Below are 22,826 nucleotides of genomic sequence, written 5' to 3'. Positions count from 1 at the left end.
ACAAGAGGAGTAGTCGATGACCACCTGTGCCCAGTCCCTGGTTCGTTTGCTGGAAGGTTATGGCGTGGACACGGTGTTCGGGATTCCCGGCGTGCACACCGTCGAGCTGTATCGCGGCCTGCACGGCAGCCGCCTGCGTCATGTCAGCCCGCGGCACGAACAGGGCGCCGGGTTCATGGCCGACGGCTACGCCCGGGCCAGCGGCAAGCCCGGGGTGTGCTTCATCATCACCGGCCCGGGCATGACCAACATCCTCACCGCCATGGGCCAGGCCTACGCCGATTCGGTGCCGATGCTGGTGATTTCCACAGTCAACCGTCGCGAGCACCTGCGCCTGGGCCATGGTCATTTGCATGAGCTGCCGGACCAGCGGGCGATGGTCGCCGGGGTCTGTGCCTTCAGCCACACCCTGCAAGCGCCAGCCGAACTGCCCGAACTGCTGGCCCGGGCCTTTGCCGTGTTCAAGTGCGCGCGGCCACGGCCGGTGCACATTGAGATTCCCCTGGATGTGCTGGAGATGCCCGCCGCTGACCTCAACCTGATGCCCCGCAGCCTGCCCGGTGCGCCGGCGCCTGCCGGGGCTTCGATCGAGGCGGCCGCGACCTTGCTCAACAGTGCCCACCGGCCGCTGATCCTGGCCGGCGGCGGCGCCCGGGGTTGCGCCGAGGTCCTGCGGCAACTGGCCGAACGCCTGCAAGCGCCGGTGGCGCTGACCACCAACGCCCGCGGTTTGCTGCCTTGTGCTCACCCTCTGTTGCTTGACGGCGTACAGTCCTCGGCCCATGGCCGGGCATTGATCGACGAGGCCGACGTGGTGCTGGCCGTGGGCACCGAACTGGGGGAAACCGACTACGACTTCTTCGGCCTCGGGCCGCTGCGCTTCAAGGGTTCGCTGATCCGCCTGGACATCGACCCGATGCAGGTCATGGGCGTGCAACGGGCCCATGTCGGCCTGGTGGGCGATGCCCTGGAAGGCTTGCAGGCCTTGCTGGGCAAAGTGGTGCAACCCAGCTCGCGCGGGCGTTGGGCCGTGGACAGCGTGCAGCGGGTCAACCAGGCCGAACGCGCTGGCTGGACGCCCAAGCAACAAGGCCTGCAAGGCTTGCTCGACCTGCTGCGCGACACCCTGGACAGCCCGATCCTGGTGGGCGACTCGACCCAACCGGTGTACCAGGGCGCCTGCGGCTACCAGGCCCCGGCCCCAGCCAGCTGGTTCAATGCCGGCAGTGGCTACGGCACCCTGGGCTACGGCCTGCCGGCAGCCATGGGCGCCAAGCTGGCGCAGCCGGAGCGTCCGGTGGTGGCACTGGTGGGGGACGGCGGCTTGCAGTTCGCCAGCAGCGAACTGATTGCCGCCAAGGAAGCGCAGATCGGCGTGATCCTGCTGGTGTGGAACAACCAGTGCTACGGCGAGATCCGCGACTACATGCAGGCCCGGGACATCACGCCGCTGGGGGTGGACATCCTCACCCCGAACTTCCAGGCCATGGCCCAGAGCTTCCACGTGGCGCACCATCGCGCCGACACGCCAGGGCAACTGCAGGAGCTGCTGCAGACCCTGAAGGACACCCGGCAGCCGGTGATGATCGAGGTCGACGCCCGGGCCTATCTGGCCCTGGACTGATGCCCCGGCCGGTTCGGCACCCGGGCTGACAAGGAGCGGGCCTTCAAGGCACAAGGTGGGTTACATTGGCCGCGCTCGCCAGGACGCACCTTGTCACTTGAGGATTCAGGGATGAACTGCATTTTCTGCCAGATCGTCGCCGGCACCCTGCCGGCGGCCGTGGTCTACCGTGATGAACACTGCATGGCCTTCATGGACGTGCACCCGTTGGGGCAGGGGCATGTGCTGCTGATTCCCCAGTCTCATGTGGAAAAGCTCGAGCAACTGCCCGGCTTTGTCCGCCAGCACCTGTACCAGGTGTTCGACGGCCTGCTGGCCGCCCAGCGGCGTGCCGGCTTCGGCGTTGAAGGCACTCATCTGCTGGTCAACGATGGCCGGGCCACCAACCAGCACATCCCCCATGCCCATCTGCACCTGATCCCGCGCAAGCGTGGCGACGGCCTGGGGTTTGCCGGGCGCTTGCTGCTGCATTTCACTGGAATCTTTGGGCGGCGCGCCAAGCTGGAGGTCCTGCAGCAGCAGGCTGCCAGCATCGCCGAGCAGGTGCGCGTGCCCTGGGTCAGTGAAACCCCGGTGGGTAACCGCTGAGCAGTGTTTGATTGTTTTTCCTATAGCGGGCGCTCTAGAAGTAGATTGACATGCAATACAATGATATGTGCTGGATCGATTTAACTATGCTTTTGGCGTTGGATTTGGCAATTACTTCTTGGCAGCGGTAGTGCCCGTGTATGGCGCGCTAGCAAATATATGAAGTTGAATAGGAGGAACGTAAAACTGTACCCGGCACAGCGCTTTGAAGTTATTGTCGCAAGAGTGCACTGCGCATGCTGTGGTGATTGTCACGTATGTAGCTAGTGGTTGAAGACGAGGCGCTCTTTAGGGCGCCTCGATAATATTTAAATACTGTATTTTTAGTATGTGGATGTTGCGGGCTATTGAAAATAAAAAATTATTTTCTATTGTTCTTCCTTAGAGTAGCGAAGTGGAAGATTTTCTCAAGTCGGTCAAATAATTTTTCTTTGGAAAAATTATCAAGGTAGTAGCGTCTACCCGCATTACCCATAGCTTTATGTTGGTCGGGAGATAATGCTGCTATGGAACGTACAATATTAGCCAGTCCACTAGGGTCGCCTGATTTGCAAGTCATACCTGCTCCGGCATCCTTGATCACTCTAGCAGCTTCTCCTTCAATCATCGCAATAATAGGTTTGCCAGATGCCATATAGGCTTGCACTTTCCCTGGGATGGTTTTTTCGAAAGCCTCATTGGCTTTCAAAGAAACTAACAAAGTGTCTGCTGCTGCGAATAATGCGGGCATTTTTTCTAGGGGATGACGTCCTAAGAGAAAAACGTTATTCAAACCGCGAGCAGCCACTTGCTCATGTAACCAATTGCTGGCGCGCCCATCTCCCACGATGATCCATCGTAAAGGTAGTTCGGCTCTGAGTGTTTCTACTGCTTTTAATATAGTTGGGAAGTCTTGAGCTTCACCAAGATTTCCTGCAAATACTATTGTGAAAGTTGAGTTGTCACGTTCCAGAATGTCTGAATGTGCTGGTATTTCATCAGAGAAATTATCTTCGGCCCAACTAGGGAAATGAATAATTCTATCTTGTGATATGTGTTTTGTGCAGTATTTTCTAATATTCTCCTCAAAGGATTTTGACTGTAGGAGCAAATAGTCTGCTCGATTGTAAATCCAAGAAACTAGCTTTCCAACAAGCGCTAAAATTTTTGGGTTTTTTACAACGCCGACAGCGCTTAGAGACTCTGGCCAAAGATCAAGGATCCAAATGAAAACAGGCGCTTTTTTTATGCGACCTATGATTAGGGCCGGTATTGCAGCCATTATTGGAGATACGGCATAAACAAATACAGTATCAAACTTATTGTTGCGAATTTTGTAGGTGCCTATAGTTGAGGCGCTACAAAAAAAAGATAAGTAGTTAATGGCCAAAGTAGTGTTTCGGCGACCACGTGGTAACATTGGAACTCTTAAAATTTTAGCTCCAAAGTAGTTGGAGTATCTATCAGGGTTTTCACGATACTCTGAAAATACTCTGCCCTCAGGATAATTTGGCCGGCCTGTTAGGACTGTTACCTCATGGCCCTTGGCAATAAAACCTTCAACCAGGCTATTGATACGCATGTTTTCTGGCCAGAAGTATTGAGTTACAACCAGAATTTTCAATGGCTTATCCATGTTATTTAGCGCCCGCTTAGTATTTTTTCCAAACAGTACGCATTACATAATCACGATAGCTATGAATAATTCTAACTACTTTCTCCGCTACATTTGGCATGCTGTAGTCAGATACCAAGCGTAAATTACGCTCGTTCACAGAGAGTTGGTTTTCTAAAATTTCTATGCCTTGCATGATACGATCGATTTCCAATCCTACCATCATTGTAGCTGCTTCCTCCATCCCCTCAGGTCGCTCATGGGCTTCACGAATATTTAATGCGGGGAAGTTGAGAATTGAGGACTCTTCATTAATGGTTCCACTATCGGATAATACAACTTTAGCAGTGAGTTGTAGCTTATTGTAGTCCTTGAATCCTAGCGGTTTGAGTAGTCTGATATTTTGGTGAAAAGTTATCCCCATAGTATCTATCCGCTTCTGTGTCCGGGGATGGGTTGAGACGATAATAGGAAGATTGTAATGTGTTGCTATGGTGTTTAAACTTGAGACTAACTTTAAAAAATTTGTGTCGGAGTCGATGTTTTCCTCGCGATGAGCGCTCACGACAAAAAACCTTCCAGGTTCTAAAGCTAGGCGAGCCAAAATGTCGGAGTTTTCAATGCCTTCACGATAATAGTTTAGGACTTCAAACATGGGGCTGCCGGTTTTGATTATCATTTCTGCCGGCAGACCTTCCCGCAATAAATAGTCCCGAGCAATACTACTATAAGTCAGATTAATGTCGGCCGTATGATCCACGATTCGCCGGTTAATTTCTTCAGGAACGCGCATATCAAAGCATCGATTACCGGCCTCCATATGAAATGTTGGTATTTTACGACGTTTCGCGGGTATAACTGCCATGCAGCTATTGGTATCACCAAGCACTAGTAGAGCTTCTGGTTTATTTTCGAATAGGACGCGGTCCACTGCAATAATGACATTGCCAATAGTTTCTGCACCACTAGCTCCGGCAGCATTAAGGAAAATATCAGGTTTGCGGATCCCCAAGTCCTGGAAAAAAATTTCATTTAGTTCATAGTCATAATTCTGACCTGTGTGCACCAATGTGTGTTCACAGTATTCATCTAGTTTCGAAATTACTCGGGATAAACGAATGATTTCAGGGCGAGTTCCTACGACAGTTAGTACTTTTAACTTATTCATGGTTGTTCTCTTGTATACTTACCAACTTAGCGTATGTGTCAGGGTGAGCACGGTCAAAAATTTCATTGGCCCACAGCATTACTATCATGTCGCCTTCACCAATATTAGTTATGTCGTGTGTCCAGCCTGGCACGGTTTCGACTACCCTTGGATGCTCGTCGGTAGTAATGATTTCATAAAACTCGTTAGAAACGATATGTCTGAATCGGAAACAGGCATTACCTTTAATAACTAGGAATTTTTCAGTTTTACTATGGTGATAATGCCCTCCACGAGTGATTCCAGGGCCAGCAGTAAAAAATGAAAACTGTCCACAGTCAGGAGTTTTCAAAAATTCTGCAAATACACCTCGTGAGTCGCCATATACCGGAATTGAGTAGGTGAAATCTTCAGGTGGAAGGTAGCTTAGATATGTAGAGTATAAGGCACGTGTCAAACCAGACCCAACAGACTCTGTAATTAACGTATGTCGACTCTCACGAAACTTAAACAACTGCTCAGCCAAGTCGCCGACTGTAAGAGCATATTGAGGTTCGACTTTGGGAAATGGATGCTCGCTCGATTCTCCATCCATGATTTCAATGAATTTACTTATTACATCATCAATGTAAACAAGATTTATTTGCGCTTCACGGGTGTTTATCTGGATGTCTAAGTTTCTGGCTATATTGTGACAGAAAGTAGCCACCACGGAGTTGTAGTTAGGCTTAGCCCACTTTCCAAAAACATTGGGCAGTCGAAATATATATACTGGCGAGGAGCTTGATTCTAATAGTTCAAGCAAAGTTTGTTCTGCAGAGAGCTTGCTGTGCCCGTAAGGGTTGTTCAGCTCGGCTTGAATAGAGGAAGTATATATTATTGGAGTTTTTTTGTTGCTGTTTTTAACTGCTTTGCAGAGAAGTTCAGTGAGTTCAGAGTTTCCAGTAAAAAACTCTAAAGAGTTTTTCGTGCGATTTACACCAGCCAGATGAAAAATGAAGTCTGCCTCAGAGGCAAACTTCTCTAAGTCTTCTGATGAGTCATTGCGTGTGAATTGTAGGATCTCTATGTCTGCACGTTCTCGTAGATGCAATACTAGATTTTTACCAATAAAACCATTGGCCCCAGTAATCAGAACTTTCATTCCTTTACTCCTCGGGTGTGACTTTTTCACCGCGTTGTATAGCACGCATGAAATCTAGCTTCAATAATAGTTTTTGCATGCCCGTGAGATCTAAACGTTCGGTATTATGCGAGTTATAATCTTCTGTTCTTGAAATTTTGGTCTCGCCTTGCTCAACGTACTTTGTATAATTGAGATCACGTAAGTCAGGAGGTATACGGAAGTACGCTCCCATATCATCTGCACAGGCCATTTCCTCTCTACTGAGTAAGGCTTCATATAGTTTTTCTCCATGTCGGGTTCCTATGACCTGGATGGGGTGCTCGGATTTCCCCATCAGCTTACTCAGAGCTAATGCTAAAGTTTCTACGGTGGCCGCAGGTGCTTTTTGAACAAACAAGTCTCCATTATTGCCATTTTTAAAGGCATAGAGAACAAGATCTACTGCATCAGCAAGTGTCATCATGAAACGTGTCATATTAGGGTCTGTTAAAGTCAAAGCTTTACCAGCATTAATTTGTTCGATAAATAGGGGAATTACAGAGCCTCGTGACGCCATCACGTTGCCGTAACGGGTTCCACAGATCACAGTCTTGTGCTCATCAATATTACGCGACTTGGCCACCATGACCTTTTCCATCATCGCTTTGGAGATACCCATAGCGTTGATGGGGTACACTGCCTTATCTGTACTCAAGCAAACTACGCGTTTGATTTCATTCTGTATTGCTGCTTCAAGTACGTTCTCTGTCCCTAGAACATTTGTCTTGACTGCTTCCATAGGGTGGAACTCGCAAGATGGAACCTGTTTTAAGGCTGCTGCATGAAAGATATAATCTACACCACGAGTAGCGTTGATTACACTTTGATAATCTCGCACATCGCCAAGATAAAACTTTAGCTTAGCGTTCGAATAGTACTTGCGCATATCATCTTGTTTCTTCTCATCGCGACTGAATATACGGATTTCAGAAATATCGGTATTCAAAAATCGCTTAAGAACGGCGTTACCAAAAGATCCAGTGCCACCAGTGATAAGTAACTTTTTGTCTTTAAACATTTTTTGCCTCGCTAATAGATTTTAGTAGTTTTTCAACTTGCAATTCGGGTAGTTTATTTTCGATGATGAATTTTTTTGCAGATATTCCTGTCTTAAAAAGTTCTTTTTCTGAAAGCAGAGAAAGCTCTATTAGCTTGTTTTTTAATCCGTCAGGGCCTGGTGGTATAAGGTAACAATATTGGTGGTATTCATCCGGGATTCCGTCAAGCCAATACATTAGTACCGGTACGCCAGAGGACATATATTCAATTATTTTAGAGGGGAAGGAATATTTTGTATACTCTGACTCATTATCTCTAGGATTGATTAAAAGTGTCGCGTTTTTTTGGAGGGTTAATACTTTTTCTCGATCAAGTTGCCCCAGGTACTTTATGTTTGCTCCGTTGGAAATGGCATTTTCAATATAGTCTCTATCGTCGCCGTCACCGCAAATGTAAAGTTTGTAGTCTTTGAGGTTGGATGCTATATACGAATTAATCAGGTGTCTTATTCCGTAGCGCTGATCAAGAGTGCCGCTATATAAAAAGTACTTCTTCCGCTCTGTTATGTCTGCGGTAGAGGTGTACTGAGGGTCTGCAATTCCCTCTATTAATACCTTGTTTAGTTTGTTGGGGAACTTGTTGGACATATGTTTGGTAATAACTACGACGCTATCGAATTTTGAAGCTGTGATGTATGATATACGAGAAAGCAAGCTGAATACAAATTTGCTTACTCCTTTTCTATCTGCCATGTATTCTGGGAGGTCTGGAGCTATTATGCATAAATGTATGTCTTTTTTAACTAGTTTTGCAAAGTAGCAGCCAAGTAAAAAAGGTAGGTGCATAGAGTAGCAGAGTAATATTGTTTTGCTGTTGTTAAGTTTTTTTGTTTCTGAAATTATTAACTTGGCAGACAGAAAAAGTCTGTGGAGGTTTTTCAGGAATATGAGGTTTAAAAATGGCGTGTTTTTAATTGTGACTCGGCCTAGGTGTTCGGTTTTGTTGGCTGGTAGGAAGAGGATGTTTTTATATCTTTTGGGGTAAGCTCCTATAAAGGGTAGGTTTATAACTGATATTGAGTCTACTTTTTTGTTTTTAGATAGTCCTTCGATATAGTTTTTTTGTAACGTATCAGCAGCGAACTGCATTCCTCCTTTCGATTTAAGAAGAATGTCTGATTTGTTGCCTTTGCTGAAAATTCCACCCAGAAAAATAATATTCATATGCTTTCCTGTTAGATAGGTTGTGTATTTGTATTTGTTTGAATTGAATGGCGGTTTTTTAAATGATTTGTGGTGTCTCTCGATTTTAAAGAGAGCTTCTGAAAATATTAATGATTATTTATTTTTCTTGTTAAATAAATGCAGTAAAGTATTTCTAAGGCTGCTGAGCTTACCAAGGCAAAAACAATAGAGAAAATACTCCAGCTTAATAGTAGGTAGATGCTGCATAATAGAAAGAATGAAAATAATGAGATGATTTGGTTTTTTAGGACAAAATCATATTTTTTGTGTGGGACGAAAATAAAGTAAATATAACTGCTAACTATTGGGTAAGTGATTACGTTAAGGCTTAGTAGTATTGAAAGGTAGTAGGAGTCTCTCATGTTGTGTGTGGAAACTAAGTCGACAATCCAGTCGCCAAGCAAGGCAATAGATATAATGCATAGCAAACCGACAAAGGTCTCGGCTTTTATTATCATCTTTATTGTGTTGTGGTTGATGTTTTTAACTAGTGCGGGGAAAATTGCGGAGTTTATATTGGAAACAACCAGGCTTGGAACTGAGAATATTTTGTTGGCTAAGTCATAAATGGCGACTTCTCGCATACCAAACATAGAGCCTATGATGATCTCAATGCTTCTCTGTTTGAATGTGCTTACTGCCCCAGACCAGAAGAAAGGTTGCACCTCATGTAAGATGAGTTTTATATCTGAAATAGAGGGTGGGGTGAGTCTTATGCGAATAAGATGGCTTGCTAGAAAAAAAGCAGTAACAGATGAAAGTATGTTTGAGGAGATTACAAAAAATGCGTACCACTCAATGTCTGTTTTGTCTTTTACAAAAAGATAAATAGCAGGTAGTGATAGAGCCTTAAAGAAAAGTTGTGTTATTGTAAGGATCTTCATTTTTTGTATTCCGTGAAAGTACCATGTGGGTAGGAATACACATGACATAATGTTGGCGAAACACAAGGAAAATATTTTCCAGTTGGAGTTTAAGGTTGGTAAGCAAAAAACAATTATACAAAATAGCAGGGTGGAGATAAGTGCTAAAAATATCTTGGATACGGTAATTAAGGATAGTAGTGAAGAGTGTAGTTTTTTGTTGTTTGGTTCTGTTGATATAAGTTTTGCTGTGTGTATGTCAAAGCCAAAGTTTATGAAGACCGCAAAGTATGCTGCAATACTTGAGGCGAAAACGAAAAGACCGAAGCTTTCTGCTCCGACTTGATTTATAACAAAAGGATAAATTAAAAGATAAAAAAATGAGTTGATAATTTGCAAGCTTGTCATGTGGAAGTAATTGCTTGCCACATTCTTGTTTCTTAAATAAAGCTTTTTAATTTCTGAGATTTTCAAAGAGGTGTCTCACAATAAATATGGCGTTTTAATGTTTTGGTTGTTAAATATCGATGGTGAAGTGATTTTTTTTTTGTGAAGGTTCTATTTGGTGCTTTGAAAGCATAACTGTCTATAAAAATTATCTGGTTCTCTGGTGGCGATTTAGTTTTGAAGTTTCTGTTGTCGGACATTGAGGCTCCCAAGGTCTTTGGTCAGGATACACCCCCGAAAACCTGCTGGTTCTTTGAGCAATACGCTAGCCTTTGAGCATTTTCCTAAAACTGCGTGATAGTAACGACCTATATGCGTATCTTGTAGCTCTTTTCGTTTAATTCGGTGGATCAGCACGTTCACTGGGGGGCAGTGTGCTGTGCTCAGCGGATGGGATAGGGGTGAATTTTGTGAACACTAATTCATTCAGCGTCCGTACCTGGATAAGGTGTTCGACGATCTGGCAGCAGCCCAACGGCGCCCCGGCGATCACCTTGATCGCCGAGTCAGCCAAGGTGGCGAGCACTCTGGAACTTGAAGGGCAGCCGTTGAAGCGTCTCAAGGGCTGGACCCACGGGCAGTTGTTCGCCTCGGTGGACGAGTGTGTCGCGTCCTCTTCGGCGCTGGATATAGAACCGGTGACGGTCTCTACCCTGGAAGACTTCTGCGCTCTGCATGGCGAAAACTTCAAAACGCCTGCGGCGGCGAGGCCGGTCAATCAGGCAGCCTTCTGCGGATTGCTCAATGAAGGGCTTGGGCACTTGTACCTGTTGCGTGAGCAGGGTGTTGCAGTGGCCGGGGCGGCGCTGTTCCTTGCCGACAACGGCGTGGCCTACTTGGGCACCGCCTTTACCACCAGGGCCGCCCGGGGCCAGGGCTATCACCGGGCCCTGATCGTCCATCGCTTGCAGCAGGCCGCCGCCTTCGGCGCGCGGAGTGTGGCGGCCACCGCCCTGTTGAACTCGCAAAGCCGGCGTAACCTCGAACACTGCGGCTTGCACCTGTCCCACCGGCAAACCTTGTATCGGGCCGTACCTTAGCGCGGGCTTTATTGCCCCGCTGGCGCCGGGTCGAAGCGGATCGAGTACAGAATCGCCCTCAGGGTGGCGAAGTCCTGAAAGAACCCGACGCTGTCAGCCACCACCTGACGCTGGCCGCTGTCGATCAGCGCCATCAGGCAGGTGCCGCCATAGGCGTGAAAGCCGGTGTCCCCATCGCTGATGCCGCAGGTCTGATAGGCCTGCAGGCCTTTCCAGCCGGGGCCTGAAATCTCTTGTACCGGGCTGGGTTCATCCCTTCCGGCGCTGCGCATCCACACGCCGTTTTCCTGATAGAAAAACAAACCTTCGGCGGCCTGTTCCAGGCTGCCCTGCTGCAGGCACAGGTGCAGGGTGTATTCCTCCTGGGGGCGTTTTTTCGGGTGGTCCAGGGTGAGGCAGTTCTGCGCCTGGCCAAGCTTCCAACCTTTGGGGTATTGCAGGCTGAAGCCCTGGCCCTTGAAGCGTGGCGAATCCATGGGCAATACCGGAACTCCGGCTTCCTCGCGCAAGGGTTCGTACAGGCTGGGATCGTTGCGACAGGCAGACAGCGGGCGGGCCTTGGCCTTGTGCAATTGGTCGAGGCGATGGGTCTGTGGATCAGCACTGGCGCTGACGCAGGCACAGCCGTAGCCGTAGTGGTTGTTGGTGCGCACCCATTGCTGGTCGTTGAAGGTGGGCCAGTCGCCCTCGGCCTGATAACCGCCCTGGCTGGCAATTTCCCAGACGCCGTCGCGGTCGGTCAGGGTGGCGTTGGCCGGCGTCGGGTTCTTGAACCAGCCGCAACGGCGTTCGACCTTGGCGGGTGCGGCGAACGCGGGCAGGGCGAATACTGTCAGTAGGGTGCAGAGCATGACGCGCTGAAGCATGGAGCATCCTTGTTCGAGAGGCAGGGCGGGAACAATGGGGCGCCGGTTCAGGCGCGTCAACCCGATAGGGGCGTCGGACTGGCTAGGCGGCAGGACCAGGATGGTCTCAGTCTGCTGGCTGTGACCCTGTGGCTGACTTAAGTTCTGTGCAGCTAAGGCTCCGACAATTCTGGCCGAAACAGCGGTTGGGAAATGGCGTAATCTCGCGCCTGGTCAACGAGCCGTCCACCCGCCCTGGGGCATGTCATGCAACGGATGCTGTGCAGTGTTTTAAGCCTGACGATCATCCTGTCATCGCTGGGCGGTTGTACCGCAGCGCCGGTCAGGCCGGCGGTCGAGGGTCCGCAGGTGTATGGCTACACCCTCAATCAGCCACTGAGCCGCGAGCAGGTGCAGCGGCTGACCGACACCGGCAAGCACTTTGTCGGGGCCATCAAGCTGTATCAGCAGGAGTTGCCGGACGGCAGCCAGTTCGGCTTCTACACCAATTACCAGAACTGGCTGGACACGCTGACCCGCACCAGCCGAGAGTTCCCCGCTGAGAGCGATTGCCTGGCGGCCCAGCAGGCGGACCAGTTGCAGCTCACCACCCTGATCGATGACTTCAACGCCCGTCTGGCCCGCCCGGCGGGAGCGCCGCGTCAGGTGGGGGATGTTTATGCCGTCCAGGCGCTGGATGCCTGTCAGCGTGTCGGTGGCCAGGGGCCTGGAGCACAAGCCTTTCGCTACACCCTCTGGGCCACCCTGCAAACCGAGACCGCGGCCCATGAGCGCGACTTCCAGCGCAAGGTCGAGGACCCGCATGCCCAGGCCCGGGGCATCGTGCAGGTGGTGCTCCTGCTGCCCTTTGCCGCCCTGGCCGCGTTCATGGGAGGCGGTTGCACCGATCTGCAGTCGCAGCCCAATGGCGACGGCTACTGCGCCCGGCAGCGCGCAGGCACAGGCAGATAAGGCGCTGGGGTCAATAGCGCCACTTGCGCACCAGGTCCTCGCTGTAGCGCTGGCTGAGCAGCGCTTCGGCTCCGTCGTCGTCCTCGTACACCTCGGCCAGGCACAGCAGCATCAGCGCATCCAGGTACTCCTCGGGCGAGTCGAAGAAGCGCGTCAGCGCTGTGCCTGTGTCGTGGTCGAAGTAGTAGACCGCGCCGCTTTCCCGGTGAAAGCAGAACAGATTGCCGTTGCCCAAGTAGTCGCCGAACGCGATCAACTGGTGCGCCAGCGCCAGGTCCAGATTGCTGTCGGGGATATCGACAATGCCAGGGTAGGCCTCCAGCAGAGGCTGGATCGGGGTATGGCCGGGGCCTACGCTGCAAAGGACTTCCGCCAGGGACAAGACCCCCAGCTGTCGGTGATAGTCACGCAGCGAGGGCGGCAAGGCACAGCCCAGGCGCTGCTCCAGGGCCAGCAGGGCCTCCTCGCTGACGGGGGTTAATTCCGGCTCGTTGACGTGGCCTTCCCACAGCGCACCGTAGGCGCCGATGACCGCGAGGTACCAGCTCAGACGCGCGGCTTGATCAGGCAGGTCCGGCCAGGCCAGGGGCGGGCAGCCGGCAGGGGGCCATTGCTCGGGGGTGGTTTGATCGGTCATGGAGCTTCCTTGCGAGGGTGTCGGGAAGGGGAAAGCTTTATCCATGGCTTGAACACATGGGTCAAGCCTGATGAGCGTTGCGGACATTGTTGGCGGCAAGGTGCGGATCTAGCCTGTGGTTTCGATCTTGAATACACAGGGGGGGACCGCCCAATGACCTTGAAACGGGGCGCCATCGATGCCTGGGCGCAGCCGGCCAACGGCCGTGCCCGGGCGCTGTTGCCGGAAGTGGCGCGGTTGTTCGAGAAGTCCGGGTCCGCGCATTTGCTCGACCAGGCCCTGAGCATTGAGCGCACCGTGGAACTGATGGACCAGGCGGGTGTGGAGAAACTCATGCTGTCAGCCTGGTGCCGGCCCGAGGGCTGGGTGTTCAGCAACGATGAGATAGCGGTTTATACCCGGGCCTTTCCCGAACGTTTCGTCGGCGTGGCCACGGTGGACCTGAGCCGGCCGATGGCGGCGGTGGCCGAGTTGGAACGGGCCGTCAAGGAGCTGGGCTGCAAGGCCCTGCGCATCGTGCCCTGGTTATGGAAACTGCCGCCCAATCACCGCTGGTATTACCCGCTGTATGTGAAGTGCATCGAATTGGGCATTCCCTTTTGTACCCAGGTTGGTCATACCGGGCCGCTGATGCCGTCGGAAACCGGGCGGCCAGTGCCGTACCTGGACGAGGTGGCCCTGGACTTTCCCGAACTGGTGATTGTCGGCGGGCACATCGGTCATCCCTGGACCGACGAGATGATCGGTCTGGCCTGGAAGCACGACAACATCCACATCGATACCTCCGCCTACCTGCCGGCCTATTACCCTTCGCAGTTGCTGCACTTCATGCGCACTTATGGCCAGGACAAGGTGTTGTTCGGCAGCAACTTCCCCCAGCTGTCACTGAAAAAATGCCTGGAACAGGTGCGCGCCCTGGAACTTCCGCCGGCCATTGCGGACAAATTCCTCCAGGGCAATGCCCGTCGGGTATTCGGTTTGTAAGCGTTGGCAACAGTCGCTCACCAGCCTGGCCCGGGCGCCTGAGCGCCGTTGCCACGCGCGGCAGCGGTTTTTTTGGTCGGAGGTTTCTTGCTATCGTGGCCTCCCTCTTTCACGGACGAATATCGAGACAGCCCATGGCTAACTCCACCCCGTCACGCCTCGGCAAGATCCTCCAGGGTCTGCTGTTTGTTCTGATCGGCATCGGCCTGTTGGTCATCGCCGGCAACCTCACCCTCGAGCGTCGCGAATTCATCGCCAGTGCCCAGACCGCCGACGGTATCGTCAGCGACCTGAACGCCGGTGGCTCGCACCCCGAGATCGCCTTTACCACCGGCAGCGGTGAGAAAATTTCCTACCCCCAGGGCGGCTTTATCTTCGGTTACCAGAAGGATCAGCCGGTGCGGGTGTACTACCAGCCTGAGCGGCCGGCCAACAGCGCGGTCATCGATGACCCGGCAGCACTCTGGGCCACCCCGGGTGTGCTCGGCCTGATCGGTTTGGTATTTACCCTGGCCGGCCTGGTGGGTGTCATCAGCCAGCGCGGACGAGCCACACAAAGAGCAAAAGGACTTTGACCCCATGAACCTCAGTATTCCGATTCCGGTCAACGAAAGTAAATGGCTGTACCAGACCGCCAGCGGCGGCGGCCTGACCATCGCCATCGTGGCCGGCGGTGGTGGATCGATCACCCTGCGTTCGCCCCAGGGCAAGGACGTCAGCTATCGCTACGGCGGCCTGGGGGTGGGCGCCGGCTTTGGTGGGCGCCTGCCGCGTTTCGGCAAGGTCAATATCCAGGTCAAGGGCAAGAGCGTCAGTGGTGCCGGTGCGGCGGAGGCTTTTCCCAGCACCGGCAAGGTCTTTGTCAGCGATGCCCTTCGCAGCCGGGACCTGACCGAGGACGACATCACCGGGCCTTGCTTCTATACCGAAGTCGGTGGCGGACTGGTGGTGGGCGGTTCGGCCACGGCCTTGCTGTTCGGCCTTGACCCCAAGCTACTGGCCCTGGCCGCCGTTTTGGGAAGCAACCCGGCGACCATGATGGCTTCGATCAAGGTCAACGAGCAGCTGTTGCGTTCGGCCAAGGGCGCAGTGGTCATGGCGGGCATGAACGTCGGACCACAGGCCGGTGGCGGCATTGCCACCTACATGGGCTACCTGTTCTAGCCTCGCCCTGAGGCGCGCCGGGAATCACAGGCGCGCCAGGCACTCCTGGAGAATATCCAGGCCCTCCTCGAAGATTTCAGGCTCGGTGGTCAAGGGCGCCAGCAGGCGAATGATGTGCCGCGACTTGCCGCTGGGCATCAGCAGCAACCCGGCCTCCCGAGCACTGCCGAGCAGAGCGCTCAACTGTTCCGGCGCCGGTTCGCCTGCGGCGTTGACCAGCTCGATGCCGCGCATCGCGCCGACCCCGGTCAAGCGGCCCAGATAGGGGCTCAGCCGATCCGCTTTCCAGCTTGCATAACGTTGTACGATCGCCTGTTCCTGACGCTCGCCCCAGGTTTGCAGGTGCTCGTCGGTCATTTCCTCCAGGGTCGCGAGCGCCGCCGCGCAGGCAATCGGGTTGCCCGAGTAGGTGCCGCCCAGGCCGCCCTTGGGCAGCACGTCGAGCAATTCCTTGCGCCCCACCACGGCGCCCAGCGGCACCCCGCCGCCAATGCTCTTGCCCAGCAGGATCAGGTCCGGCTCGATATCCAGCCGTGAGAAGGCAAAACGCTGCCCGGTGCGGCCGAAGCCGGACTGGATCTCATCGGCGATCAGCAAAATGCCATGTTCGTCGCAGAAGCGGCGCAAGGCCTGGGCGAAGGTCGCATCCAGGGCCAGGAAGCCGCCTTCGCCCTGCACCGGTTCGAGGATGAAACAGGCCACTTCCTCGACATCGATTTCCACACTGAACAGGCGTTGCATGGCCTTCAGCGCTTCGGCGCAGGTGACGCCGTTGTCGGCGCTGGGGTAGGGCAGGTGGTACACCGGCCCGGGTAGTACTCCGACCTTCTGCTTGTAGGGCGCTACCTTGCCGTTGAGGTTGAGGGTGGCCAGGGTGCGCCCGTGGAATCCGCCGTCGAAGGCGATCACCGCGCTGCGTCCGGTGGCCCCGCGCACAATCTTCAGGGCATTTTCCGCGGCTTCGGCGCCGCTGTTGGTGAGCATGCCGCTGACCGGGTAACGCACCGGGATAAAGGCCGCCAGGCGTTGCATGAACTCGATATAGGGTTGGTGCTGCGCGGCGTTGAAGGCGTAGTGGGTAAGCCGGGTGGCCTGCTGCTGAATGGCCGCGACGATACGTGGATGGCAATGCCCAAGGTTGAGCACGCCGATACCGCCGACGAAGTCGATGTAGCGTTTGCCGTCGCTGTCCCAGACCTCGGCATTGCGCCCGTGGCTGAGGCGGATCGGGTGGACGGTGGAAATTGAACGGCTGATGTTCTCGTGGCTCATGGATGCGGGCTCTGGGTGCCGGAAACGAGCCGTTATCTAAGCCGGGGCCGGGGGGGCGGGACAAACGAAATAAAGTCGCCGGGTCAGTATGAAAATTCCCGATGTGCTGTGGCCTTTATCTCAGTGCTGTTACGCCTTGCGCCGGTTGCGCAGATGCCGCACCAGCGCCGCCAGGGCCACCAGCGCCAGCACCCCGAGGAAGATCGGCAGACGGTAGGGTTTCAGATCACCGAGGAAATGCTGCAAGGCTTCGCCGGCCCAGTAACCGGCGCTGACGAACAGGATGGCCCAGACCGCCGCGCCCAGCACATTGAGCAGGGCGAAACGCCAGGGCGCCAGGCCGCTGGCGCCGATCACCATGGGGCCGACCAAGCGCATGCCGTAGAGAAAACGCACGGCGAACACCGAGGTCGAAGGGTAGCGCTGGATCAGCCCCTGGACCCGCTCGATGGCCGCCTGATGGCGCTTGAGCCTGGGCAGCAGGCGCGCCCCGGAATAACGGCCGGTCCAGAACAGCAACTGATCGCCGAGGATGCCGCCGAGGGTGGCCCAGCCGATCACTTGCGGCCACTGCAGGCTGCCCTGATGCGCCGCCATGCCGCCGAGAATCAACACGGTTTCGCCTTCCAGCAGGCAGCCGATGAAGATCACCCAGTAGCCGTAGGCGGCGATCAGCGCGTTGAGGTCGAGGTGTTCGAGCATGGGCAAGGGCTTCCGCAGGGGGCATGAAAACAAGCCGGGCGATGATCAGGTTACACATGGCTCTGATTCCTTTCACCGGCACAAGTGCCCGGGATCTTCCAGCGCAGGTACCGCAAGGGCGCCGGCCAGTCCATCAGAACCCAGCGTAGACGCCAGCCTCGGCGGCGGACACGGGTGGGCCTACGGGCCATTGCTTGCGTGGAGCAAACTGGGTTCGGCGGGTGTGTGAAAGCCCCTGTGAGTGCAGGCCGGATGCGCGAGCAGGATCAGTCGTTATCTGCGTCGGCTTGCTCGGCCCAGGCGGACTTGGACGAGGGATAGCGTACTTCAACCTGGGCGCCGGCTTGAATCAGGGCCTCCTGCCAGACCCTGAACTGTTGCGGCCAGGCCTGGATCACCTTGAAGGGGACGCCGGTCAGCAAGTTTCTGGCCACGTTGGGGCTGACGCCCATGGCTTGCCTGATCAGCGCGAAGATCTTCGCAGGGTTGGGGCCCACCTCGGTGATCCAGAGTGCTGGATCACTGGAGGCGAGGGGCGGGTAGTCCGCAAGCGGAGCATACTGCCGGGTCAGCACTGCCCTGGCATCGCTATAGCTCAGCGAAGCCAGGGCCCGGGCACTGGCCAGATGTTCATCGCAGAACCACTCGTAGCCATGAGGGTGCCCCGCGCACCCTTGGCCCAGCGGGCGATAATCGGCGAACTGCACCATGCCGCCGCCAGTTCCGGCATGGCACATCTCCGAGGAAAAACCGTTGTGGCACAGGTCGCATACGGGTGGCTTCATCGATCGATCCCTCTGGGCATGCTCGGCCTCTGGGCTGAGGTCACGCAGTCTGCCCCAACACCCACGCCCAGAACATCCCCGCCATGTACAACCCCAGCCCGAACACCGAATGCGCCATCAGGCTGCGCAGCCGGGCCACATTCGGCTTGGGCATCTTGCTCGCCGCGATCCCGGCGCCCATGCCCGGTTGCATCAGCAGGAACGGCGCAGCCACCGTCAATACGCCGATGATCAGGGCCGGTGCCAGGCTCGGTTGCCGCGCCCACTCCAGGCCGCAGATCAGCAGCAACAGGGCGGCAAAGACGACGCCGATCAGGTAGTGAGCCAGCCAACCCAGTGCCCGTTCCCCGGGTACTGCATCGGCCTGGGCGATGCTTTGGTGCACAAACTTCCCACGAGGAAAATGCCCGATCCAGCGGCCGACCATGGCCCAGTTGGCGCCAGGAATGTTCAGCACTCGCGCCAGAAACAGCGTCCACAGATCGAGGATCAAGGTGGCGCCGATGCCCAACAGCAGCGCCTGTAATATCAACGCGACGAATTCATGCATTAAGGGCTCCTTGAAGTGCGGCGGGCTGTGCTTCAGCCTTGTGCACGGGTGTGATAAGTTTTCATTCAATTAAGTGATTGAATGATCAATAAAGCAGCAGGAACTGTCAATGAGCGATTCGATTTCCCCCCAGCAGCCTCTGGCCGATATGGCTGAGTTGGCGCGTGTCCTGGGCCACCACCATCGTCTGATCCTGCTGGAGCACATGGCTCGCGGCGAGCTGCCGGTGGAGCGTCTGGTGGAGGCCTCGGGCTTGTCGGTGGCCAATACCTCCCAGCATCTGCAGCAGTTGCGGCGGGGCGGTTTCGTGCAGACCCGGCGCGATGGCAAGCGGGTGCTCTACAGCCTCAGCCAGGGGCCACTAGCCAGTTTGTTGGGCGCCTTGCGTCAGTACGTCGATTACAACCATGGGCAGATTCGTCAACTGCTGGCCGACAGTGAGCAGCAACCCATGCGACTGGAGGGCATCTCCCGTGAGGAATTGCGTCAACGCTTGCAGGAAGGCGCCATGACCCTGCTGGACGTGCGTTCGCCGCAGGAGTTCGCTCAAGGGCATTTGCCCGGGGCAATCAACATCCCGCTGGAGGAGCTGGAACAGCGTCTGGCCGAATTGGCCGCTGATCAGGAGCTGGTGGCGTATTGCCGCGGCCCCTACTGCGTGCTGTCACAGAATGCCGCTGCCTTGCTGCGGGCCAAGGGCTTCAAGGTGCGGCGCCTGGACCAGGGGTTCACCGATTGGCAAGCGGCGGGATTGAGGGTGGAAACCCGCGAGTAAAAGCGCCACCTGGGCCGGCATACAGGACATTGCCTACAGCGCCATGATCCATATCAACAGGGTTTTCAGAAAAATCCGCTACAAGGGCAGCAGGCTCGGACCCACAAGGTATCGAGCCCCTGGCCTGCACCGTGAAGGCCGGGATAACCAATAAGAACCTTTGTGGATATCGGCCGAGGGGACTACCCCAGGCGGATTTTAAAGGAATAACCTGATGGCTTTTTCTCTGTCGCGCCTGAGCCTGCTGGGCGCTGCGTTGCTCTGCGTCCCCCTATTGCATGCCAGCGAGCCGACCCCGGCAGCGGCGGCTTCTACCCCCGACCCAGAGCTGATCCAGCGTGGCCTGTACGTGGCCCAACTGGGTGACTGCATCGCCTGCCACACCGCCAAGGGCGGAGCCACCATGGCCGGTGGCCTGGAGCTGAAGACGCCCATGGGCACCATTTACTCCAGCAACATCACCCCGGATAAAACCACCGGTATCGGCCGCTACAGTTTTGAAAAGTTCGACCGCGCCATGCGCGAAGGCGTTACCCCTGACGGCAGCCATCTTTACCCAGCCATGCCCTATCCGTCCTACGCCAAGATGACCGAAGCGGACATGCGCGCTCTCTATGCCTACCTGATGCACGGCGTGGAACCGGTGGCCCAGGGCAACCTGGAAGCCGACATGGGCTTCCCCTTCAACCAGCGCTGGGGCCTGTGGTTCTGGAACCTGGCCTTCGTCGACAAGCAGCCGTTCAAGCCCGATCCAGCCAAGGACGAGCAGCTCAATCGCGGCGCCTACCTGGTCCAGGGCCTGGGCCACTGCGGCTCCTGCCATACGCCACGGGGCATTGCCTTCCAGGAGAAGGCCATGAGCGACACCGAGTCCGGCGGCCAGCATTACCTGGCCGGCGAGACGGTGGAAGAGTGGCGGGCCCTGAGCCTGCGCAACCTGTGGACCGTGGAAGATACGGTGCAATTGCTCAAGACCGGGCAGAACCGCTTCGCCACGGTGTCCGGCAACATGGCCGATGTGATCCACCACAGCACCCAGCACTTCACCGACGCCGACCTGACCGCCATCGCCGCGTACCTCAAGTCCCTGCCGGCCGGCAAGGATGACCTGCCCATGCCTTCGGTGGCCCTGACCCCGGCGGCACCGCCGAGCAACCTGTTCACCTCTCGCGGTGGCCTGGGCTACGCGCAATTCTGTTCCGACTGCCACCGCCAGGACGGCGCCGGCGTGCCGCAGATGTTCCCGTCCCTGGCGGGCAACCCCAGCGTCGCTTCGGCCAACCCGACCTCCCTGCTGCACATCACCCTGACCGGCTGGCAGACCGCGCAGACCGCGGCTCATCCACGGGTCTACACCATGCCCGGGTTTGCTCAGCTGGCGGACGGCGAGATCGCCGAGATCCTCAGTTTTATCCGCAGCAGTTGGGGCAACAACGGTTCGGCCATCAGCGCCGAGCAAGTGCAAAAGATGCGTGCGCAACTGAGCCCACAAGTGGAAAACACTCTGTTCGAAACCCCGCGCCTGGCCAACCTGCTGGCGGCGCCGAATGCCGAGCAAGTGGTGCGTGGCATGCGTCTGCACCTGGAAACCAAGGCCCTGTTGCCGGACAACGTCGGCAACTCGCTGAACTGCACCAGCTGCCACCTCAACGCCGGCACCGTGGCCGACGGTTCACCCTTTGTCGGCGTCTCGGCGTTCTTCCCCGGCTACGCGCCGCGGGCGGGCAAGACCATCACCCTGGAAGAGCGCATCAACGGCTGCTTCCGCCGTTCCATGCATGGCAAGCCGCTGCCGGTGAACGGCGCCGACATGCAAGCCATGGTGGCCTACTTCGAGTGGATGAAAATGAACACCCGTCCTGAAGACAAGGTGGCCGGGCGCGGCGTGGGCAAGATCGACCCGGCCCTCAAGCCCAACGCCGACAACGGCAAGCAGGTGTACGCCAAGCAATGCGCGGTGTGCCACGGGGTGGATGGCGAAGGCCTGAAACGGGCCGACGGCAGCCTGATCTTCCCGCCGCTGTGGGGCGATCAATCCTTCAACATCGGCGCCGGCATGGCTCGCACCTACACCGCGGCGGCCTTCGTCAAACGCAACATGCCGATTGGCTTCCACGAAAAATTCCCCCTGGGCCAGGGCGGCCTGTCGGACCAGGAGGCCCTGGACGTGGCCGAATACTTCTCCCACCAGCCACGGCCGGACTTTCCGGACAAGGTCAAGGACTGGCCGAACGGCGGCCGCCCGGCCGACGCCCGCTACTGACCACCGCAACGGCTCTGTAGCCGCTGCCGCAGGCTGCGAAAAAGCCCTGAGCGGTCCTCAAGCGCTCGTGCTCTTCGGGGGCCGCTCAGGGGCTTCGGCAGCCGCTCCCGAAATCGCAGAAAAGTCTGTGGCGGCATCGTGGCGCCGGAGTAAGATCGCCATCCTTTGCCCGCCGCCTGCGCGGGCGTTCCCATCAAGGATGAATCATGCGGCTTCGTTCGATCCTGTTGCTCAGCCTGTCCCTGGGCCTGGGCGGTTGTGCTTTTGTCTCTGCCCTCAAAGCCACCACCGTGAGTTACCGGGTGCCGGCCGATGCCGGTGAAACCGCGCTGATCCGCATCGTCGCCCAGGGGCTGGTGCGCGGCGTGCCCTACAGCGATTGCATCGACTGGAGCAAGCCCGCGTCGGGGCTGATGGTTCGGCCCCATCGCGGCATCGCCCATCCCAACTTCCGCAACCTGGGCATTCCCATGACCGCCGCCACCGACCGTATGCGGCGCCAGGAGGGCTTTGGCGCCAACGAGCTGAAGATCCCGGCCAATCGTCCGTTCGCCTTCATGTTCTACAACACGGAACCGGGGATGGATAAGGACTACCGCGCCGTGTGCGAACAAAGCGTGACCTTCGTGCCCGAAGCCGGCGCGACCTATCAGATGGAGTTTCTCCAGGACCAGATGTGCACCGCGAGGCTGCGCAAGATCGATGAGCATGGCGAGGCGCTGCCGGACCTGGTGGTTCTGCGCCCCACCGATCTGTGCAGCGCCAAAGCGCCATAGGGCGTGAATCTAGGGCGCGTAGTGCTTGCAGATCTCTTCCCAGATGTAGGCGCCGCGAAAGCGGATCCAGCGGATGAACAAGCGCCCGCGAAACGCCTGCCAGCGGCTGTTACGCCTTAGCGCCAGGCTTGCCTCGATCTCCTCCAGCAAGGGCTCGCGGGCGAAGCCCATCCAGATTTCCGGGATCACCGCCATCAGGTTGATGTAGCACACCGGCGCCACCTCTTCGTAGAGAATGCGCTCGACCTCGGCCCGGTCATAGGCCTGGGTTTCGCGGGCGATGTAGGCGTAGTCCACCTCGTTGTCCACAAAGGCGTCCGACAGCACGTAGCGAATATCGTCCCGCTGCTTCGGGGTGATGTCTGATGACACGCGGTGCTCCTTCCTTGG

At 55.9% G+C, this 22,826-nt stretch carries 23 protein-coding genes; 10 read left to right on the top strand and 13 right to left on the bottom strand.

Annotation, left to right across the window (positions count from 1 at the left end; all coding sequences use genetic code 11):
- The first annotated feature begins 16 nt into the window (after positions 1–16).
- On the top strand, positions 17–1,624 hold the full coding sequence (locus tag GWQ44_RS25160) for a 5-guanidino-2-oxopentanoate decarboxylase (protein ID WP_275928498.1): 1,608 nt from the start codon (positions 17–19) through the stop codon (positions 1,622–1,624).
- Positions 1,625–1,735: 111 nt separating this feature from the next.
- Positions 1,736–2,212 carry an HIT family protein gene (locus GWQ44_RS25155; protein WP_016966684.1) on the top strand — a complete coding sequence of 159 codons (477 nt, stop codon included), beginning with the start codon at positions 1,736–1,738 and terminating at the stop codon, positions 2,210–2,212.
- A gap of 361 nt (positions 2,213–2,573) precedes the next feature.
- Here the strand turns inward: GWQ44_RS25155 and GWQ44_RS25150 are convergent, their stop codons facing one another.
- The 6 genes from GWQ44_RS25150 to GWQ44_RS25125 form a co-directional block, all read right to left on the bottom strand.
- A complete protein-coding gene (locus tag GWQ44_RS25150) occupies positions 2,574–3,827 on the bottom strand; it encodes a glycosyltransferase family 4 protein (RefSeq protein WP_275928497.1) in 1,254 nt (417 codons plus the stop codon).
- A 16-nt stretch (positions 3,828–3,843) separates the two neighbouring features.
- Complete coding sequence (gene wecB / locus GWQ44_RS25145; protein WP_275928496.1) at positions 3,844–4,974, bottom strand: UDP-N-acetylglucosamine 2-epimerase (non-hydrolyzing); 1,131 nt, start codon at positions 4,972–4,974, stop codon at positions 3,844–3,846.
- Positions 4,967–6,097, bottom strand: coding sequence for an NAD-dependent epimerase/dehydratase family protein (locus GWQ44_RS25140; RefSeq protein WP_275928495.1), 1,131 nt, complete (start codon positions 6,095–6,097; stop codon positions 4,967–4,969). Before GWQ44_RS25140 ends, wecB begins: the two co-directional genes overlap by 8 nt.
- Before the next feature lie 4 nt (positions 6,098–6,101).
- Complete coding sequence (locus GWQ44_RS25135; protein ID WP_275928494.1) at positions 6,102–7,136, bottom strand: polysaccharide biosynthesis protein; 1,035 nt, start codon at positions 7,134–7,136, stop codon at positions 6,102–6,104.
- Positions 7,129–8,340, bottom strand: coding sequence for a glycosyltransferase (locus GWQ44_RS25130; RefSeq protein WP_275928493.1), 1,212 nt, complete (start codon positions 8,338–8,340; stop codon positions 7,129–7,131). Before GWQ44_RS25130 ends, GWQ44_RS25135 begins: the two co-directional genes overlap by 8 nt.
- Positions 8,341–8,447: 107 nt before the next feature.
- Positions 8,448–9,632, bottom strand: coding sequence for an oligosaccharide flippase family protein (locus GWQ44_RS25125; protein ID WP_275928492.1), 1,185 nt, complete (start codon positions 9,630–9,632; stop codon positions 8,448–8,450).
- A 449-nt stretch (positions 9,633–10,081) separates the two neighbouring features.
- On the opposite strand from GWQ44_RS25125, the gene GWQ44_RS25120 reads away from it, so the two are divergent.
- Positions 10,082–10,711: a GNAT family N-acetyltransferase gene (locus GWQ44_RS25120; RefSeq protein WP_275928491.1), complete on the top strand. Its 630-nt coding sequence runs from the start codon at positions 10,082–10,084 to the stop codon at positions 10,709–10,711.
- Between the two features lie 8 nt (positions 10,712–10,719).
- Here GWQ44_RS25120 and GWQ44_RS25115 read toward each other — a convergent pair whose 3' ends face one another.
- Entirely contained in the window at positions 10,720–11,577 is an 858-nt protein-coding gene (locus GWQ44_RS25115) for a DUF4087 domain-containing protein (RefSeq protein ID WP_275928490.1), read from the bottom strand.
- Between the two features lie 246 nt (positions 11,578–11,823).
- Here GWQ44_RS25115 and GWQ44_RS25110 point away from each other — a divergent pair, with 246 nt between their 5' ends.
- Entirely contained in the window at positions 11,824–12,528 is a 705-nt protein-coding gene (locus tag GWQ44_RS25110) for a hypothetical protein (RefSeq protein ID WP_275928489.1), read from the top strand.
- 10 nt (positions 12,529–12,538) lie between these two features.
- On the opposite strand, the gene GWQ44_RS25105 is transcribed toward GWQ44_RS25110, so the two are convergent.
- Positions 12,539–13,165 (bottom strand): SMI1/KNR4 family protein, encoded by a 627-nt coding sequence (locus GWQ44_RS25105; protein ID WP_275928488.1) that lies wholly within the window; start codon positions 13,163–13,165, stop codon positions 12,539–12,541.
- Between the two features lie 153 nt (positions 13,166–13,318).
- On the opposite strand from GWQ44_RS25105, the gene GWQ44_RS25100 reads away from it, so the two are divergent.
- From GWQ44_RS25100 to GWQ44_RS25090, 3 genes are all read left to right on the top strand, one after another.
- Positions 13,319–14,149 (top strand): amidohydrolase family protein, encoded by an 831-nt coding sequence (locus GWQ44_RS25100; protein WP_275928487.1) that lies wholly within the window; start codon positions 13,319–13,321, stop codon positions 14,147–14,149.
- Positions 14,150–14,283: 134 nt separating this feature from the next.
- Complete coding sequence (locus GWQ44_RS25095; RefSeq protein WP_179599949.1) at positions 14,284–14,724, top strand: DUF3592 domain-containing protein; 441 nt, start codon at positions 14,284–14,286, stop codon at positions 14,722–14,724.
- A gap of 4 nt (positions 14,725–14,728) precedes the next feature.
- On the top strand, positions 14,729–15,313 hold the full coding sequence (locus tag GWQ44_RS25090) for a hypothetical protein (protein ID WP_103740476.1): 585 nt from the start codon (positions 14,729–14,731) through the stop codon (positions 15,311–15,313).
- 24 nt (positions 15,314–15,337) lie between these two features.
- On the opposite strand, the gene GWQ44_RS25085 is transcribed toward GWQ44_RS25090, so the two are convergent.
- The 4 genes from GWQ44_RS25085 to GWQ44_RS25070 form a co-directional block, all read right to left on the bottom strand.
- Entirely contained in the window at positions 15,338–16,585 is a 1,248-nt protein-coding gene (locus GWQ44_RS25085; RefSeq protein ID WP_275928486.1) for an aspartate aminotransferase family protein, read from the bottom strand.
- Positions 16,586–16,714: 129 nt separating this feature from the next.
- Positions 16,715–17,287 carry a DedA family protein gene (locus GWQ44_RS25080; protein ID WP_042942208.1) on the bottom strand — a complete coding sequence of 191 codons (573 nt, stop codon included), beginning with the start codon at positions 17,285–17,287 and terminating at the stop codon, positions 16,715–16,717.
- Between the two features lie 266 nt (positions 17,288–17,553).
- On the bottom strand, positions 17,554–18,072 hold the full coding sequence (locus GWQ44_RS25075) for a hypothetical protein (protein WP_275928485.1): 519 nt from the start codon (positions 18,070–18,072) through the stop codon (positions 17,554–17,556).
- A gap of 40 nt (positions 18,073–18,112) precedes the next feature.
- Positions 18,113–18,622, bottom strand: a complete 510-nt coding sequence (locus GWQ44_RS25070) for a DUF2938 domain-containing protein (protein WP_016968362.1) — start codon at positions 18,620–18,622, stop codon at positions 18,113–18,115.
- Between the two features lie 109 nt (positions 18,623–18,731).
- Here GWQ44_RS25070 and GWQ44_RS25065 point away from each other — a divergent pair, with 109 nt between their 5' ends.
- The 3 genes from GWQ44_RS25065 (at position 18,732) to GWQ44_RS25055 (ending at position 22,436) form a co-directional block, all read left to right on the top strand.
- Positions 18,732–19,397: a metalloregulator ArsR/SmtB family transcription factor gene (locus GWQ44_RS25065; protein WP_016968361.1), complete on the top strand. Its 666-nt coding sequence runs from the start codon at positions 18,732–18,734 to the stop codon at positions 19,395–19,397.
- Between the two features lie 214 nt (positions 19,398–19,611).
- Positions 19,612–21,660 carry a c-type cytochrome gene (locus tag GWQ44_RS25060; RefSeq protein WP_275928484.1) on the top strand — a complete coding sequence of 683 codons (2,049 nt, stop codon included), beginning with the start codon at positions 19,612–19,614 and terminating at the stop codon, positions 21,658–21,660.
- Positions 21,661–21,866: 206 nt separating this feature from the next.
- Positions 21,867–22,436: a hypothetical protein gene (locus tag GWQ44_RS25055; RefSeq protein ID WP_016968359.1), complete on the top strand. Its 570-nt coding sequence runs from the start codon at positions 21,867–21,869 to the stop codon at positions 22,434–22,436.
- Between the two features lie 9 nt (positions 22,437–22,445).
- On the opposite strand, the gene GWQ44_RS25050 is transcribed toward GWQ44_RS25055, so the two are convergent.
- The gene (locus GWQ44_RS25050) at positions 22,446–22,808 is read right to left on the bottom strand and encodes a hypothetical protein (RefSeq protein ID WP_179599957.1); all 363 of its coding nucleotides are present in this window, start codon (positions 22,806–22,808) and stop codon (positions 22,446–22,448) included.
- Positions 22,809–22,826: the final 18 nt, after the last annotated feature.

It is taken from the genome of Pseudomonas sp. 3MA1, from assembly GCF_029237275.1.
Classification (GTDB): Bacteria; Pseudomonadota; Gammaproteobacteria; order Pseudomonadales; family Pseudomonadaceae; genus Aquipseudomonas; species Aquipseudomonas fluorescens_AP.
The sequence above is the reverse complement of the archived record's forward strand: the minus strand, read 5'-3'. Positions and strand labels throughout refer to the sequence as shown.

Coding starts and splice junctions, on each gene's coding strand:
- GWQ44_RS25160 (WP_275928498.1), top strand. CDS start 17: ATGACCACCTGTGCCCAGTCCCTGGTTCGTTTGCTGGAAGGTTATGGC.
- GWQ44_RS25155 (WP_016966684.1), top strand. CDS start 1,736: ATGAACTGCATTTTCTGCCAGATCGTCGCCGGCACCCTGCCGGCGGCC.
- GWQ44_RS25150 (WP_275928497.1), bottom strand. CDS start 3,827: ATGGATAAGCCATTGAAAATTCTGGTTGTAACTCAATACTTCTGGCCA.
- wecB (WP_275928496.1), bottom strand. CDS start 4,974: ATGAATAAGTTAAAAGTACTAACTGTCGTAGGAACTCGCCCTGAAATC.
- GWQ44_RS25140 (WP_275928495.1), bottom strand. CDS start 6,097: ATGAAAGTTCTGATTACTGGGGCCAATGGTTTTATTGGTAAAAATCTA.
- GWQ44_RS25135 (WP_275928494.1), bottom strand. CDS start 7,136: ATGTTTAAAGACAAAAAGTTACTTATCACTGGTGGCACTGGATCTTTT.
- GWQ44_RS25130 (WP_275928493.1), bottom strand. CDS start 8,340: ATGAATATTATTTTTCTGGGTGGAATTTTCAGCAAAGGCAACAAATCA.
- GWQ44_RS25125 (WP_275928492.1), bottom strand. CDS start 9,632: ATGACAAGCTTGCAAATTATCAACTCATTTTTTTATCTTTTAATTTAT.
- GWQ44_RS25115 (WP_275928490.1), bottom strand. CDS start 11,577: ATGCTTCAGCGCGTCATGCTCTGCACCCTACTGACAGTATTCGCCCTG.
- GWQ44_RS25110 (WP_275928489.1), top strand. CDS start 11,824: ATGCAACGGATGCTGTGCAGTGTTTTAAGCCTGACGATCATCCTGTCA.
- GWQ44_RS25105 (WP_275928488.1), bottom strand. CDS start 13,165: ATGACCGATCAAACCACCCCCGAGCAATGGCCCCCTGCCGGCTGCCCG.
- GWQ44_RS25100 (WP_275928487.1), top strand. CDS start 13,319: ATGACCTTGAAACGGGGCGCCATCGATGCCTGGGCGCAGCCGGCCAAC.
- GWQ44_RS25095 (WP_179599949.1), top strand. CDS start 14,284: ATGGCTAACTCCACCCCGTCACGCCTCGGCAAGATCCTCCAGGGTCTG.
- GWQ44_RS25090 (WP_103740476.1), top strand. CDS start 14,729: ATGAACCTCAGTATTCCGATTCCGGTCAACGAAAGTAAATGGCTGTAC.
- GWQ44_RS25085 (WP_275928486.1), bottom strand. CDS start 16,585: ATGAGCCACGAGAACATCAGCCGTTCAATTTCCACCGTCCACCCGATC.
- GWQ44_RS25080 (WP_042942208.1), bottom strand. CDS start 17,287: ATGCTCGAACACCTCGACCTCAACGCGCTGATCGCCGCCTACGGCTAC.
- GWQ44_RS25075 (WP_275928485.1), bottom strand. CDS start 18,072: ATGAAGCCACCCGTATGCGACCTGTGCCACAACGGTTTTTCCTCGGAG.
- GWQ44_RS25070 (WP_016968362.1), bottom strand. CDS start 18,622: ATGCATGAATTCGTCGCGTTGATATTACAGGCGCTGCTGTTGGGCATC.
- GWQ44_RS25065 (WP_016968361.1), top strand. CDS start 18,732: ATGAGCGATTCGATTTCCCCCCAGCAGCCTCTGGCCGATATGGCTGAG.
- GWQ44_RS25060 (WP_275928484.1), top strand. CDS start 19,612: ATGGCTTTTTCTCTGTCGCGCCTGAGCCTGCTGGGCGCTGCGTTGCTC.
- GWQ44_RS25055 (WP_016968359.1), top strand. CDS start 21,867: ATGCGGCTTCGTTCGATCCTGTTGCTCAGCCTGTCCCTGGGCCTGGGC.